At 67.0% G+C, this 13,302-nt stretch carries 18 protein-coding genes; 5 read left to right on the top strand and 13 right to left on the bottom strand.

What is annotated here, in order from left to right; translation table 11 throughout:
* Positions 1-24: 24 nt before the first annotated feature.
* Complete coding sequence (locus AC6I6S_RS03230) at positions 25-213, top strand: hypothetical protein (protein WP_497948291.1); 189 nt, start codon at positions 25-27, stop codon at positions 211-213.
* A 47-nt stretch (positions 214-260) separates the two neighbouring features.
* On the opposite strand, the gene AC6I6S_RS03225 is transcribed toward AC6I6S_RS03230, so the two are convergent.
* From AC6I6S_RS03225 to AC6I6S_RS03215, 3 genes are all read right to left on the bottom strand, one after another.
* Positions 261-698 (bottom strand): DUF302 domain-containing protein, encoded by a 438-nt coding sequence (locus tag AC6I6S_RS03225; RefSeq protein WP_497948290.1) that lies wholly within the window; start codon positions 696-698, stop codon positions 261-263.
* Positions 699-773: 75 nt separating this feature from the next.
* Positions 774-1,475 (bottom strand): CPBP family glutamic-type intramembrane protease, encoded by a 702-nt coding sequence (locus AC6I6S_RS03220; protein ID WP_497948289.1) that lies wholly within the window; start codon positions 1,473-1,475, stop codon positions 774-776.
* Between the two features lies 1 nt (position 1,476).
* On the bottom strand, positions 1,477-1,764 hold the full coding sequence (locus AC6I6S_RS03215; protein ID WP_497948288.1) for a DUF5789 family protein: 288 nt from the start codon (positions 1,762-1,764) through the stop codon (positions 1,477-1,479).
* A gap of 118 nt (positions 1,765-1,882) precedes the next feature.
* Between AC6I6S_RS03215 and AC6I6S_RS03210 the strand changes: the two genes are divergently transcribed.
* The gene (locus tag AC6I6S_RS03210) at positions 1,883-2,785 is read left to right on the top strand and encodes a Yip1 family protein (RefSeq protein ID WP_497948287.1); all 903 of its coding nucleotides are present in this window, start codon (positions 1,883-1,885) and stop codon (positions 2,783-2,785) included.
* Here the strand turns inward: AC6I6S_RS03210 and AC6I6S_RS03205 are convergent, their stop codons facing one another.
* The 4 genes from AC6I6S_RS03205 to AC6I6S_RS03190 form a co-directional block, all read right to left on the bottom strand.
* Positions 2,786-3,577 (bottom strand): DUF7344 domain-containing protein, encoded by a 792-nt coding sequence (locus AC6I6S_RS03205; RefSeq protein ID WP_497948286.1) that lies wholly within the window; start codon positions 3,575-3,577, stop codon positions 2,786-2,788. It abuts the gene before it with no gap.
* A 100-nt stretch (positions 3,578-3,677) separates the two neighbouring features.
* Positions 3,678-4,163 (bottom strand): metal-dependent hydrolase, encoded by a 486-nt coding sequence (locus tag AC6I6S_RS03200; protein ID WP_497948285.1) that lies wholly within the window; start codon positions 4,161-4,163, stop codon positions 3,678-3,680.
* Between the two features lie 46 nt (positions 4,164-4,209).
* Positions 4,210-4,740, bottom strand: a complete 531-nt coding sequence (locus AC6I6S_RS03195) for a CinA family protein (protein ID WP_497948284.1) — start codon at positions 4,738-4,740, stop codon at positions 4,210-4,212.
* A gap of 80 nt (positions 4,741-4,820) precedes the next feature.
* Positions 4,821-5,207, bottom strand: coding sequence for a nuclear transport factor 2 family protein (locus tag AC6I6S_RS03190; RefSeq protein WP_497948283.1), 387 nt, complete (start codon positions 5,205-5,207; stop codon positions 4,821-4,823).
* 115 nt (positions 5,208-5,322) lie between these two features.
* On the opposite strand from AC6I6S_RS03190, the gene AC6I6S_RS03185 reads away from it, so the two are divergent.
* Together AC6I6S_RS03185 and AC6I6S_RS03180 are read left to right on the top strand one after the other, a co-directional pair.
* Complete coding sequence (locus AC6I6S_RS03185; protein WP_497948282.1) at positions 5,323-6,423, top strand: pyridoxal phosphate-dependent aminotransferase; 1,101 nt, start codon at positions 5,323-5,325, stop codon at positions 6,421-6,423.
* Between the two features lie 111 nt (positions 6,424-6,534).
* Positions 6,535-6,852 (top strand): hypothetical protein, encoded by a 318-nt coding sequence (locus AC6I6S_RS03180; protein ID WP_497948281.1) that lies wholly within the window; start codon positions 6,535-6,537, stop codon positions 6,850-6,852.
* Between the two features lie 97 nt (positions 6,853-6,949).
* Here the strand turns inward: AC6I6S_RS03180 and AC6I6S_RS03175 are convergent, their stop codons facing one another.
* Complete coding sequence (locus tag AC6I6S_RS03175; protein WP_497948280.1) at positions 6,950-7,243, bottom strand: hypothetical protein; 294 nt, start codon at positions 7,241-7,243, stop codon at positions 6,950-6,952.
* 161 nt (positions 7,244-7,404) lie between these two features.
* Between AC6I6S_RS03175 and AC6I6S_RS03170 the strand changes: the two genes are divergently transcribed.
* Complete coding sequence (locus tag AC6I6S_RS03170) at positions 7,405-8,526, top strand: ArsA family ATPase (protein ID WP_497948279.1); 1,122 nt, start codon at positions 7,405-7,407, stop codon at positions 8,524-8,526.
* A 78-nt stretch (positions 8,527-8,604) separates the two neighbouring features.
* Here the strand turns inward: AC6I6S_RS03170 and AC6I6S_RS03165 are convergent, their stop codons facing one another.
* From AC6I6S_RS03165 to AC6I6S_RS03145, 5 genes are all read right to left on the bottom strand, one after another.
* Positions 8,605-9,243 (bottom strand): hypothetical protein, encoded by a 639-nt coding sequence (locus tag AC6I6S_RS03165; protein WP_497948278.1) that lies wholly within the window; start codon positions 9,241-9,243, stop codon positions 8,605-8,607.
* Between the two features lie 140 nt (positions 9,244-9,383).
* The gene (locus AC6I6S_RS03160; protein ID WP_497948277.1) at positions 9,384-10,733 is read right to left on the bottom strand and encodes a glycerate kinase type-2 family protein; all 1,350 of its coding nucleotides are present in this window, start codon (positions 10,731-10,733) and stop codon (positions 9,384-9,386) included.
* A 54-nt stretch (positions 10,734-10,787) separates the two neighbouring features.
* A complete protein-coding gene (locus tag AC6I6S_RS03155; RefSeq protein WP_497948276.1) occupies positions 10,788-11,372 on the bottom strand; it encodes a DUF8108 domain-containing protein in 585 nt (194 codons plus the stop codon).
* Positions 11,373-11,428: 56 nt separating this feature from the next.
* Positions 11,429-12,364 carry an SDR family oxidoreductase gene (locus tag AC6I6S_RS03150; protein WP_497948275.1) on the bottom strand — a complete coding sequence of 312 codons (936 nt, stop codon included), beginning with the start codon at positions 12,362-12,364 and terminating at the stop codon, positions 11,429-11,431.
* Positions 12,365-12,499: 135 nt separating this feature from the next.
* Entirely contained in the window at positions 12,500-13,240 is a 741-nt protein-coding gene (locus AC6I6S_RS03145) for a proteasome assembly chaperone family protein (RefSeq protein ID WP_497948274.1), read from the bottom strand.
* Between the last annotated feature and the right edge of the window lie 62 nt (positions 13,241-13,302).

Here is a 13,302-nt window from a genome sequence, read left to right as displayed (position 1 = left end):
CCGCCAGTTCTCGTCGGTCGACCCATGATTGGCGCTGTCCTCGCCTCGAGTCTCCTCTCGATCGTCGCGATCCTGGTTCTCCTCGTCGGGGTTCCACTGTTCGTCGTCGCGGTCCTCGCGATCACGTCGGGCTACATCCGCCACGACGCGGAGCAGTTGCTCGAGTCCGAGGCGGCGGACGACGGTGCTAATCGGTCCGAAGACGAGGACTGAGCGCAGGCGTCGCGCTCGCCGGTCGATCCGGACGGAAAGCTGGATCGTTAGAGGTCCGCAAACGCCGAATCGACCCGCTCGCCGGTTTCATCGACGATCTCTTGCCACTCCTCGTCGTCGGGAGCGATACCGAGCAGGCGGGCGATCTTCATGATCGAGACGTGGTAGACGACCTGCGTTCCCGGCTCTTTCTCCCAGACAATGACGTTACACGGGAACAACCCGCCCATCTCCTTCGTGACGTCCAGCACGCGGTCGGCGATTTCGGGGTTGCAGGCCCCGAGGACGTAGTAGGGATCGCGGTCGGCGTCGACCTTCTCGTTCAGTAACTCGGAGGGCGAGAACTCGACGGGAACGCCGAAGCCGGCGTCGGTGAATACCTTGCGGACGTGCTCGATGGCTTCCTCGTGGCCCATCTCGAGGGTGGTTCGCTTCTCGCCGTACTGTTCGGGGTCGATCGCCGCGGGATCGATCGGGAGTGCCATGTCCTGCCCTTCGGGGTTCGTCCTGAAAACGTGTTTCCCATCGGCAACTGCCGGTTCCGTCGGCCTCGAACGCCCTCAGAGCGGGACCGGAAGCCACTCGAGCCACCGCAGCGCCGGTTCGGGATCGAAGATCGGGTCGTGGAGGACGAGCCAGTCGAGTAATACCAGCCCGGCCCCGTGGGCGATCACCGACGGGAGGATCGAGTTCGACTTGTAGTCGACGGCGCCGAAGAGGACGTCCGTTGGCCCCGACAGCAGGAACTCGATCGGCGGCTTTCCGGCGTGGTGAATCATGTAGACGACAGGGCTAATGAACACGGCCTTGAATCCGATATCCTTCACGCCGACACAGAGCAGCCCGCGGTAGTAGGTCTCGGCGGCCAGCGCGAGCAGAAAGAGTTTGGCCGCGTGCGGGACGAACTCGGCGGGTGCGGCCGACGTTTCCCAGATCGGGTAGAACTCGCGGATGGTCGGCAGCGTCGATCCCACGAGGTAAAACGGGAGGACGAACATCGCGAGCAGTATCGCGTTGCGAACGGCGAGGCGATCGATTCGCCACCCGATCGATCGGCCGTGTGAGAAGCCGAGGGCGAGCGGGCCGACGATCAGAATCAGACCGTCGACGACGACGCGCGGACCGAGCGCTCGCGGGACGAACTGCATCCAGAGCACCGTCAGCACCGCTCCCGTCAACAGCGACTTCTGAAACCAGGAAAGACTGCCAACGCGGTCACGAACCCGGGCGAGCGCGTCGTGGTGCTCGGGTTCGTCCGGCACGTTACTCGTCTGCGGTTCGGACCGGGCCGCTGCCGATCACGTCCCGGGCGTGGTCTTCGAACTCCTGGCGGCGCTCGAAGTAGGTTTCGTCGATCGAGGCGATCACGTCCGAGAGCTCTCGCGGGCCGGCTGGCGTGCGAATTACGCTCTCGCCCTCGAGTCGGTCGACTTCGCTCTTCTGTTTGGGCCAGGTCAGTCGGGAGGTTACGCGAGCGAGCGGTGCGCCCTCGACGGGCGTCTCCTCGCCGAGTTCGACGGCTGGCTCTTCCTCCGCTTCCTCGTCACTCATGGGCGAGCGTTCGCAAGCGCGTCGATTCAAGCTTTCGTTTCGACTGACCCCGGACCTCTCTGTTCAGTGGCACGTGTCTGACGTATTGTTTTGTGGAATGAGTGTGAACGTCTTGAGCATGACAAGTCTGACGGAGGCGTACGAAGGTAACGCTCGGGAGGTGTCGAGCCTCCGGCGGGTGTACGCGGGGCTGGGACTGGTGGTCCTCGGGGCGGCTCTCGCGGTGCTGGCGATCGTCGTGGCGACGACCGATCTGTTCGCCGGCTACATGGCCGGGTCACTCGACAGCAGGCGATACGGTGGCATTCTGGGCGGGTTGGCGGTCCCCGTTGCGCTCGTCGGCGTCTTCACTGTCCTCCCGACGGGACGCCGAACCCGTGCTGCCGCCGCGATCAGCGCGACCATCTGTCTCCTCGGTGTGGCCCTCTTCTCGTATGCCTACCCCGCCCACTGGGACGGCCACGGCCAGGATCTGACCTTCTACGTCGCCGCCGTCTACCTCGTCGGGCTGTTCGCCGCCGTCTGGTGTCTGTTCACCGCCGTCGTCAACTTCAAAACGCGTAACGACCCCGGTGGCACCCTCGAGATGCACGTCACTCGCCGCGGCGAGACGAAAATCGTCGAAGTCGAGCCCGAAAACGGTGGACTCGGTAGCATCGGCTTCCTCGGTAACACGCCCGATGGTGACGTCGAAACCCAGACGAACGCCGCCGCCGGAACGGAGCGGTCCGAGCGGCGACGACGAAACCGACGGCCGGCCGCGAGCACGCCCGCGAGCGACGGCGGGTCGGCCGCCTCGACGCTTCGATCACCCCTCGACGAACCGGCCGGCGGGGACGGCAGAGACGCCGAAATCGTCGACGCACCCGAACAGCCTGCGCCGACGGATCGCTACTGTGGCAACTGCAGACACTTCGAGTACGTCCGTGCTGACACCGGCATGACGCCCTACTGTCGGGACCGAGGCGAGACGATGAACGATATGGATGCCTGCGAGGAGTGGACGCCGAACCGCGACTGATCAGCCGATTTTCTTCTCGCCCGGGCGGTCGTCCGCCACGGCCAGTTCACCGCTCGCGTCGACGACCTCGGAGAGCCGTTCCGTGGGTCTGACGACGGCCGCCCCGGTATCGAACTGTATCAGCCCACTGTCGGCCAGCCTCGGGAGGCGGGCGTGGAGCAGATCTACGTACACCGCGTCCGGGTCGGTTCCATCGGCCGCGGCGACCTCGTGGGCGATCGTCTCGACCTCGAGCGGCCCGTCTGCGCGCAGGAGCACACCGACGACAGTCCACGAGCGCGAGTCGGCGGCGAGTCGTGCGAACGTTCGGGCGTCGGCCGAGAGCGTCCGCGGGGCGGCCGCGACCTGTCGGGCGTGGTCGTCGGTCTCGAGTGCCGCGGACTGGTACCGGATCGCCGAGATCGCGGCGAACAGCGCGACGAAGCCGCCACCTAGCCCGCCGAGAAGCACCGGAAGCACTGGCTCGCCGATACTGCCACCCGCGAACAGTTCGGCCCCGACGTAGCCGCCGACGAGCGCTCCCGCAACGATCGTTCCCGTGAGATACCACCGCACGAGACCCCAGCGGATCTCACTGGCCGCGTAGCGGGCGATCCAGTAGCCGCCGTAGACGACCGCAGCGGCCGGTACGGTGACGAGTGCGAGTTCGACCATCCACGTGGTCAGCGGCTCCGGATGGGTGACCACGTATGTGACACCAGCGATACCGAACAGTGCGCCGATAGCGGTTACGAGCCCCGATGGCGCGTCGTACTGTACGTTCGGGCGTGTTCGACTGATGGGGGTTCCCATAGACGTTCACGGATCGTTCTCTCGCGGGTCGTTATGACCCTTTCTCGGAAGGAAAGCCGACTTTCTCGAGCGACTACCACTTGTCGACTGGCGTGCTCTCTCAGATCCCGAGCGCCTGCAGCCCCAGTTCGTGGAGCCACTCGGGAGCCAGATAGATAACTGCCGCCGCGACGGCGAGTTCCGCCACCGTGACGAGGATCATCACGAGATCGGCCCACTTGCTGCTGACCGGAACCCCCAGCGGCAGGCCGAACTCCCGCTTCCAGACGGGGTAGAACAGTGCGATCCCCCGTTTGCTCCCCGCCACGTCGAGGATGTAGTGGGTCAACACGCCGACCCAGACGAACTGAAGGTTCGCGAAGTAGAGCGGAAACGCCACGAACGCCCCGAGAATCGGCAGGTTGTGCAGCGTCTTCCGGTGGCGGCCGAAGGCGGTATCGACGTCCGGAAACAGCGCCCCGAGCATGACCGGCACCCCGATCGCGACGATCATCGCGAACGTCGTCTCGTCGCCCGTGGGCTCGAGGAGATACCCCAGCCCGATGCTCAACAATACGGCGTTGAGGACGTGTCCCCGTTTGTTCATCACCTCCACCTGCTCGGGGGACCACCGAATAGTTTTCTTTCGAGGACTATCCGTCCGCGGGGACTGACGTCGCCTCGACTTCCTCGAGGACGTCTGCGAGCGCCTGCTCGACGGTCTTCGCACGCACGGCGGCCCGGTCGCCGTCGAAGACGTAGCGCGAGACGGTCGCGTAGGACGTCTCACTTCCCCACGGGCCGGCGTAGGCGACCCCGATGTAGACGGTTCCGACGGGGTCCTCCTCGGTGCCGCCGGTCGGGCCGGCGACGCCGGTCGTCGCGAGCCCCCAGGTCACGTCTGAGACGTCGCGGACGCCGCGAGCCATCTCCCGGGCGACCGACTCCGAGACGGCCCCGTACTCGTCGAGCGCCTCGCGGCTCACCCCCAGGTGGCGGCGCTTGGCGTCGTAGGCGTAGGTCGTCAGGCCGCTGTCGAAGTAGTCTGTCGCGCCCGGAACAGCAGTGATCGCCGCGCCAACGAGGCCGCCGGTGCAAGACTCCGCCACGGCGAGGGTCGCCTCCCGCTCGCGGAGGGCGTCCGCCACCCGCATCGGGAGTTCGCGGTCGATGTCGTCGTTCATACCGTCCTCGAGGGACGCGACGGTTGTCAAACGTTTGGCTTGCGTCCTGGCTCCGGCTCGCGGCTGAGCGAGGGACCGGGTCAGACAGTATCCCGGTCCGTGTACGTCCACCGGTTGGTGATCAGCCCGTCCGCGTCGAACTCGTGGTGGTCAGCGAAGTCGAAGGCGACCGGCTCGCCGTTCTGCACTCCCGAGAACGTCCCCCGAACGGCGACGTGACGGCCGTCGACCAGTACCTGCGCCACCTCGTGGGAGCCGTCCTCGAGCGGCCGATCCTGCTCGTAGAACGCCCGGAGCGCCGCCTTCCCCTCGATGGCGTCCTGGCCCGGTCGATCGTAGCGGATCTCATCGGCGAACAGTGCGAGCAGTCCCTCCACGTCTTCTCTATCCACGCGGTCGTAGTACTGGCGGACCACAGCTTCGGGGTCGAACTCGAGCGGTTCCGAGTCGGGATCGATATCGGCCATAGCGAACGCTACGTGCCCGGTACGTATGGACGTTCGTCTCGCTGTGATCACGAACCGCTCTCGAGAGCACGATCGATGACGAAAGAACCACGGTTCGAGCCCGCACAGAGGTATTATGGAGTACGAGACGCCGCTGTTCTTCCATGTGATGGGGTATGCGGCACGGGCGGAGCGAGACGTGATCGACATGGTGAGCGGGAACCCCGACTGGGAGCCGCCCGAGGCGCTTCGGGACGGCTTACGGGAGTACGCCGATTTCGAACCCGACCAGTTCCAGTACCCGCCCAGCGACGGGCTCCGGGAGCTCCGCGAGGAGATCGCCGACCGACGCGGTGTCGACGTCGACCGGATCGTCATCACACACGGCGCGGGCGAGGCCAACTACCTCGCGATGGCGCGGGCGCTCGAGCGAGACGCGGGAACGGAGTTCGTCCTCACCGATCCCGTCTACCCGTACTATCCGGGGAAGACGACGATGCTCGGCGGACGCCAGCGGTTCGTTCCGACGGCCGCGGACGGCCACCTCGACCCAGCGGCCGTTCGGGCGGCAGCGAGCGAGGAGACCGCGGCGATCGTCGCTAACTCGCCCAACAACCCGACGGGGGCGGTGTACCCCGAGTCGGTAGTGGCCGAACTCGTCGAAATCGCCGAAGAGAACGACGCGATCCTCATCAGCGACGAGGTGTACGATCACTTCGACCTCTCCGGGGAGTTCGCGAGCGCCCTGCAGTTCGACTCGGATCACTGCATCGTCACCAACGCCTTCTCGAAGTCGATGGCGATCACGGGCTTCCGGGTCGGCTACGCGATTTTCCCGCCGGAACTGGTCGACAACGCCAGGAGTCGGCACATGCTCGTCAACGTCGCCGGCAGCCGTCCCTCCCAGTACGCTGTCCTCCGCGCCCTTCGGGAAACCGATCCCGCCTACTACGAGGCCAATCGGGAACTCCTTCGCGAGCGGGTCGAGACGTTCACCGACGCTCTCGACGCGGCGGGGGCGGACTACACCCGCCCCGACGGCTCGTTCTACGTGATGGCCCGCTTCGAGGGGTATCCGGGCACCCTCGAGAACGTCGAGCGACTGATCGACGAGACCGGCGTCGCCGGCATGCCGGGCGAGGCGTTCGGCACGGCCCGCGAGGAGTGGCTCCGGTTCGCGCTGGTCACCCCGCGCGTCGAGGAGGCAGCGGAACGGCTGGCGACCTATTTCGGATAACCGCCCGGCCCGGTCGAACCGGCTGCGACCGTCACCCTCCACCGACGGAGTATTTAAACGGCGTCGTGTGACACACGATTGGTTTAGAAATAGTGTCTATCTCGATATAGTATGTCGGAACTCGAGGAACTCGCCGAAACGGGGGTCGGATCGCTCGTCCTCGCTTTCGGTGTCGTGACCGGGGCGGCAGTGTACTCGAGCGGCTCGCTCGAGACGCTCCCCGTCGTGGTCGATCAGTACGCCCACGCCCTTCGGATGGCGTTTCTGCCGGCGCTGTCGGTCGCCGCCTGGCCCAACCTGGTAGCCGGCGTCACCGGGACCGTCGCCGCGGTGCGGCTGGAAGACCGGCGTACGATCCGTCTTGCAAGCTTCATCGCAGTGTATCTGTTCCTGGCGATCGTGTTACACTACGCGATGGCGCCGGCCTGAGGCCCGCGCCGAAGGGGCCGGACGAACCGTGCGTTCGGGAATCGTCGTCGGAACTGTTTGCGCAGCCGCGTCCGCTCGAGAACGTCGAGAAATGTAGCTACCGAAGCGATCCGTACCAGTCGCAGTCGACACAGGCGAACAGACCGGCCCCGTTGACGAGGTCTCCGTGGCAGTCGGGACACCGCCTCGAATCCGACGCCAGCATCGGTTCGCGTGACCCGTCAGTTTCGGCCGCAGCGAGGACCCCTCGTGCGACTGCGCCCGGAAGCGGGAGCCCCGGTTCGCCCTCGGTGTACGGGAAGGTGTCCGGGGTCGGCTCGGTCGTCGAAGATTTCGTCGCGGTTTCGGGGAGAGTTCCGGTGTCATCGTACCACCACCTGTACAGGGACACGGCGTCCCGGCAGATAACGGTAGCTATTAAGAGACTATCATCTCCTTAGCGACTCAGTACTGTATAAATGGGTTCGTGTGACATAGCACACGTTCTCTCGGCGCACTCGTGTGGCGAGCGAGACCGACGAATACTCGTGTGGCCGCCGGCTATCGGCGGCTATGAGTGGACTCGACGTCGAACCGGTCGACGAGGCCGACGAAGGGGAGAGGGGAGACAACACGATCGAGGTGACGCCGACCGACTCCGTCGCAGAGCGCGAAACGATCGACGTCGAGCCGTCCGACGAACCGGTCGACGGCCCGAGCTACGTCCTCTACGGGGGGAAAGGCGGCGTCGGAAAGACGACGATGGCGGCGGCCACGGCCCTCGACAGCGCCCGCCGGGGGACCAGAACGCTCGTCGTCTCGACCGACCCCGCACACTCGCTGTCCGACACCTTCGAAACCGACATCCCGAGCCGACCGGAGCGGATTTTCGACGAGCTCCCGCTGTACGCCGCCGAGATCGACCCCGACGCGGCGCTGGAGGACAGTCAGGCGGCGTTCGCGGCCGAGGGCGGCCCCGACGCACTCGGCGGCCTGGGTGAGTTCATGGGCGAGGACTCCCCGATGGAGATGCTGTTCGGCGGCGCGATGCCCGGCTCCGACGAGGCCGTCGCCATGCAAACACTCCTCGAGTATCTGGACGACGACCGGTTCGATCGCGTGGTGGTCGACACCGCGCCCACCGGTCACACCCTCCGACTGCTCCAGTTACCCGAGATCATGGACACGATGATGGGGCGGATGATCGCCTTCCGCCAGCGCATCGGCAGCATGGTCGACGGCATCAAGGAGATGTTCGGGAACGAGGTGCCCCAGGAGGGCGAGGACCTCCAGGACCTCGAGATCCTCCGCGAGCGGATCGAGCGCCTGCGGGCCACCCTGCGGGATCCCGAGCGCACCGACTTCCGGATCGTGCTCGTCCCCGAGCAGATGAGCGTTCTCGAGTCGAAACGACTGCGCGAACAGCTGAACGAGTTCGACATCCCCGTCAGCACCGTCGTCGTCAACCGCGTGATGGAGCCGCTGGCAGAGGTGACAGACGACGTCCGCGGGGAGTTCCTGGAACCCGATCTCGAGAGCTGTGAGTTCTGTCAGCGGCGCTGGGACGTCCAGCAGTCGGCGCTGGCCGAGGCCCACGAACTGTTCCGCGGCACCGACGTCAGGCGGGTGCCGCTGTTCGCCGACGAGGTAAAAGGCGAGGACATGCTCGAGGTCGTCGCGGCCTGTCTGCGGTAGCGACTCGTCGAGCGTCGGTCGCGAACGGTCACAATCCGACGAGCGAACCGTTTCGCTCGAGTTCTCGTTCGATCGGTCTCAGGCCGTCGTCTCTCGATTCTGGACGAAGCCGTGGTCGCGTCGAATGTGGCGACCGATCGCCATCCAGGCGATCCCGAAGCAGACGAACGGTCCCGCCCAGGGGTCGGCGAGTTGCCCCATGACGTAGGTGGTGAACGCGGCGGCGATCGGAACGCCGATCGGCAGCGCGAGGACGAACAACCAGGCGCTGAGTCGGGGCACCGTCGTCGCCTCGTTCCGGAGACTCGCCGCCCCGAACGCGATCGCGCCGACGATCGCGGCGAGGACGGCGACCAGGAACACGAGGAACGCCGCCTCCGAAACCGGCGGCATCGTGACCGTCGCGACGGGAAGCGCGATCACCGCGCCGATCCAGCCGACGGCGAACAGGCCGAAGCCGACCCGCTCGAGGCGGGTGAATCGCTCCCGCTCGGTTACGTACAGCGCCGGCAACCCGAGTGCAATGAGGAGGAACGCGATCACGCCGAGCGGATCGACGATCGCGAACTGTGCTTCGTCGAGTACGGTGAAGAGCGCAAGCCCGACGGCCATGAGCAGTACGCCACCGCCGATCGCACTGATTGCGCTCGCGTTCACCCAGCCCGGTGCGACGTCCGGTTCGGTACCTCGTTCGACTGACGTGGGGTGTAATGACATGTCTACCTCGACTCGGAGGAACACAGCCCGCAAGAAAAACCGGGTGGCGTCTTCGAATCAGGTACTGTACGCTCGCTAACAGTATAAGCCTGTTCAGCGATTCGGTTCGAGACGGGCTCTCGCCCGCGCGGTTCGGCGACTCACGCCTCGAGGACGAGTACCCGCAGGTCGTTGACGTTCGTTCCCGTGTACCCGGACGTCAACAGCGCATTCCAGTCCTCTAGCGCAGTAGTGACGTCGTTCGACTCGAGCGCCGCTCGGGCGACGTCCGGCTCCCGGACCGTCTCGCGGTCGACCATCGCCCCGGCCACGTCTGTCGGCCCGTCGACGCCGTCCGTGTCGACGCTCGCGAGCACCGCCGGCGTGTTCCGCTCTTCGAACTCGAGCGCCGCCGCCAGCGCGAGTTCCTGATTCGGGCCGCCCGTTCCGCCGCCGCGAACCGTCACCGTCACCTCGCCGCCCGAGAGCACCACCGCCGGCGGTTCTACGGGATCGCCGGCCGCGACGATTTCCTCGGCGACGGCGGCGTGCATCCGGCCCGCTTCGCGCGCCTCGCCGCGGAGGCGGCTCGAGAGCACCAGCGTCCCGTAGCCCCGCTCCGCGGCGACCTCGCGGGCGGCGTCGACGGCGGTCCGATTGTTGGCGAGCAGGTGCCACTCGAGCGGGGTCGATTCGAAGGGCGGATCGCTCGCGCCCGGGGTCTCCGGGACCTCCCCGGCAACGCCGGCCTCGAGTCGGCGCACCACCGTTTCGGGGAGTTCCCCCTCGAGCCCGTAGCGCTCGCAGACCGCGAGGGCGTCCGCGAACGTCGATTCGTCGGGAACCGTCGGCCCGCTGCCGATTACCGTGGGATCGTCGCCGACGACATCACTGATCGCGAGGGTGATGACCGTCGCGGGCGCCGCCGCTCGAGCCAACTGGCCCCCTTTGATCGCCGAGCAGTGTTTGCGGACGGCGTTGATCTCGTCGATCGAGGCTCCGGAAGCGAGCAGCGCGTCGCTCGTCGCTGCGAGGTCGGAAAGCGAGAGCCCCTCGGCGGGCGCACACCAGAGCGCGCTCGCGCCGCCGGTGATCACCGCGAGGAGCAGGGTGTCGGCGTCGGCGCGGTCGGCAACCTCGAGCAGCCGCTCGGTCGCCGCCACGTTTCGCTCGCTCGGCGTCGGATGGTCCCCCGGGAGATACTCGAGTCGGCCGTCTGCGGATTCCGGAGGCTCTGGCGGGACGACGACCCCCTCCTCGAGGCGGTCGCCGAGAAGCGACTCGAGGGCGCGGGCCGCGCCGACGGCGGCCTTCCCCCCGCCGCAGAGGACGACCCGGCAGTACGCCGCGAGGTCGTACTCGCGGTCGTCGATCCGCAGCACGTCACCATCGAGTACGAGCCGGTTCTCGACGTCGGTTGCGGGGTTCGCCGCGCGAATCCCGGCCTCGAGGCAGGCGAGGGCGGTCTCGCGGGCGGGCGTTTTCGCGTGATGATCGGCGCGGCGAAACATGGCTGTCGGTCGTGTTCGATGACCTGGCGGTTGACGTTACCGGTCGCCGCCTCGCTACCGGTCGACGTCTCGCTCGAGGAGGAGCTCCGATTCGTCCGCAGTCGACGCGTCGTCGCTGCGACCGCGTTCCCCCTCGTCCGGCCCGGTCGCCGCCTCGCGTCCGTCGACCGCGGGCAGCTCGTCGGTCGCACACTCGAGGCAGTAGTGGTTGTCCCCCTCCGAGCGAGTGTACACTGGCACGCCGGCGACGGCGTACTCCTCGCGGTATCGGCTGAGGAGCCCGCGGCCGACCCGGGAGTCACAGTCGACGCATCGCTCAGTGCAGTTTTCCTCGGGGCGGATGACTCGTCGGTCGACGGTTCGGACTCGGCCGAACTTCGAGGGGGCGTGACGGCGATTCAGCCGTCGCCGAAGTCGGGGGTTGACGAAGACACCCAGCGCGACGAGAACGAACGCGGTCAGCAGCCAGAGCGTCGAGAGGATCACCGCGCCCGTCGTCACGCCGCCCTGTGCGAGTTGCCCGAGGACGACGGCTGCCGCGACGAGGCCGATTCCGATCGAGATCCAGCCGACGACGCCGTAGAGAACCGCGGAGACGCCGTCGGCGAGGCGTACGATCTCGGAGGGGTCGTCGGACATATCGATACGCTATCTACCTGCGCTCCAATCATAAGCCCTCTGACGGGACGAGTGGCTCAGACCAGCTTTCGGATGAGCCCGTAGGCGGTATCGCGGAGGCTGTCCGGGAGATATCGGACGTACATCCCGTACTCCGCCAGCGGGCCGACGGGATAGCGCGCCGGCGGCTCCGGGCAGGTTCCCGCGTGGAGGATCGCCGCGGCGACCTCCTCGGGAGTGATCGCGAGCGGTCCGCTGCCGCCGATCAGCTGGGCCTCCTCGATCATCTCGTACAGCGACTCGTAGGCCGGGGTTCGCGTCTCCTCCGGGGGGAGTTCGTCGTCGACCCGCTCGGTGAACTCCGTCTCGACTGCGCCGGGTTCGATCAACACCACGTCGACGCCGAACTCCTCGGCCTCCGCTCTAAGGGCGTCGCTCATCGCCTCGAGTGCGTGTTTGGTCCCCGAGTAGGCGCCCGTGCCGCCGAACGCCATCCGGCCGAAAACGCTCGAGACGTTGACGATCCGGCCCTCGCCCTGCGCGCGCATGTGCGGGAGGGCGGCGCGGGTGAGTCGGTGCGGGCCGTAGACGTTGACGTCGAACTGGCGGTGGAGCTCTGCGGTTGAGACGTCCTCGAGCGGCCCGAACTGGCCGTAGCCGGCGTTGTTGACGAGGCAGTCGATCGCGCCGCCGAGATCGACGGTTTGCTCGACGACCCTCGCGACCTGCTCGGGGTCCGTCACGTCCAGGGCGAGCGTCTCACAGCCGAGTTCGGCGAGATCCGCGATATCCTCGGGGTCGCGGGCGGTCGCGACGACCAGCCAGTCCTTCTCGAGGAAGGCCCGGGCGGTCGCTCGCCCGATTCCGGACGAACAGCCCGTGATCAGCACGCACCGCTTTCGGGTGTAGCGGTCCTCTCGCCGCTCGTCCGTTTCGGCGTCCCTGCTCGAGCCCGCGGTCGAGCCGACGGCCCCGTCCTCGTCGGTTTCCTCGGCGTCCTCAGCGATGGCCATGCCTGTGTCGTTCGAGAGAGGGAACCTAAGTATCGACGGTTTGTCGCGCCGGGCGACGTCGGTCGCTCACCGGTGGTACGTCAGCTGCCGGGGTCGCGCGGCGGGGGGCGACTCGATGCGACGGTGGTCGACGGGTTACTGGTACATCCGCAGCGGCCGCGCCTGTGAACTCTCCTCCTGGCCGGCCTGTTGCATCCGCTGGGCGAACTGCTCGCGCTGCTCGCGGATCTCTTCTGCGCTGTCGACCAGTTCGTCCACGTCGACCGAGAGCTCTGCGATCGGCGCGATGCCGTCCTCGAGCAGGACGCTCGCGGCTTCCGGGTCGGGAAACTGCGGCTCGGATTCGACGATCAGCCCGAGGCTGTCGTAGCCGACCTGGGCCGCCCGGTTCAACAGCGCGCCGGTCGGACCGCTCACAACGCCGTCTTCGGGCGGGTGGTCGATTCCGTGGTCCTCGAGAACCGAGCCCGCGTCGCCGGTTGCGACGCCGGAGAGCGCCGGCCGCCCGTCGCGTTCGGCGGGAAGCCCACTCAGGTAGATCGGGCGGACCTCGTGGTCGATCGCCCAGCTCGTCACGCAGTCGGCGACGACGCTGACCGCTCGTGAGTTGATCGGCACGTCGCTCTGGAGCGCGAGAAGGTCGTGCTCTTCGCTCACGTACAGTCGGACGGGCGGGCGAATCGTCGGATCACCCCTCCGGTAGATACCGACGCGGGGGAGGCCGTCGCAGTGAACGCTCCCGTAGTAGCGCATCTCGAGCTGATCGACCAGGTGGTCCGTGGCGATCTTCCCGACGAGGCCGAGCCCCGGAAATCCCTCGACGAGCGTCGGTTCCTCGAGTTCGGCCTCCTCCCCCTGGATGCGAATTTGTGGCATACGGGAACCACTGTGCGCCAGCATATAAAAGCGTGGACGGCGACGAACCAGGGAGCGCCACG

The sequence above is a fragment of the Natrononativus sp. DTA114 genome, from assembly GCF_059736515.1.
This window is presented reverse-complemented; position numbering and strand designations above follow the sequence as displayed.

Bases quoted from the DNA above. Each gene is read 5' to 3' on its own strand.
- AC6I6S_RS03230 (WP_497948291.1), top strand. From the start codon at position 25: ATGATTGGCGCTGTCCTCGCCTCGAGTCTCCTCTCGATCGTCGCGATC.
- AC6I6S_RS03215 (WP_497948288.1), bottom strand. From the start codon at position 1,764: ATGAGTGACGAGGAAGCGGAGGAAGAGCCAGCCGTCGAACTCGGCGAG.
- AC6I6S_RS03185 (WP_497948282.1), top strand. From the start codon at position 5,323: ATGGAGTACGAGACGCCGCTGTTCTTCCATGTGATGGGGTATGCGGCA.
- AC6I6S_RS03165 (WP_497948278.1), bottom strand. From the start codon at position 9,243: ATGTCATTACACCCCACGTCAGTCGAACGAGGTACCGAACCGGACGTC.
- AC6I6S_RS03205 (WP_497948286.1), bottom strand. From the start codon at position 3,577: ATGGGAACCCCCATCAGTCGAACACGCCCGAACGTACAGTACGACGCG.
- AC6I6S_RS03155 (WP_497948276.1), bottom strand. From the start codon at position 11,372: ATGTCCGACGACCCCTCCGAGATCGTACGCCTCGCCGACGGCGTCTCC.
- AC6I6S_RS03210 (WP_497948287.1), top strand. From the start codon at position 1,883: ATGACAAGTCTGACGGAGGCGTACGAAGGTAACGCTCGGGAGGTGTCG.
- AC6I6S_RS03160 (WP_497948277.1), bottom strand. From the start codon at position 10,733: ATGTTTCGCCGCGCCGATCATCACGCGAAAACGCCCGCCCGCGAGACC.
- AC6I6S_RS03195 (WP_497948284.1), bottom strand. From the start codon at position 4,740: ATGAACGACGACATCGACCGCGAACTCCCGATGCGGGTGGCGGACGCC.
- AC6I6S_RS03150 (WP_497948275.1), bottom strand. From the start codon at position 12,364: ATGGCCATCGCTGAGGACGCCGAGGAAACCGACGAGGACGGGGCCGTC.
- AC6I6S_RS03225 (WP_497948290.1), bottom strand. From the start codon at position 698: ATGGCACTCCCGATCGATCCCGCGGCGATCGACCCCGAACAGTACGGC.
- AC6I6S_RS03170 (WP_497948279.1), top strand. From the start codon at position 7,405: ATGAGTGGACTCGACGTCGAACCGGTCGACGAGGCCGACGAAGGGGAG.
- AC6I6S_RS03180 (WP_497948281.1), top strand. From the start codon at position 6,535: ATGTCGGAACTCGAGGAACTCGCCGAAACGGGGGTCGGATCGCTCGTC.
- AC6I6S_RS03145 (WP_497948274.1), bottom strand. From the start codon at position 13,240: ATGCCACAAATTCGCATCCAGGGGGAGGAGGCCGAACTCGAGGAACCG.
- AC6I6S_RS03190 (WP_497948283.1), bottom strand. From the start codon at position 5,207: ATGGCCGATATCGATCCCGACTCGGAACCGCTCGAGTTCGACCCCGAA.
- AC6I6S_RS03200 (WP_497948285.1), bottom strand. From the start codon at position 4,163: ATGAACAAACGGGGACACGTCCTCAACGCCGTATTGTTGAGCATCGGG.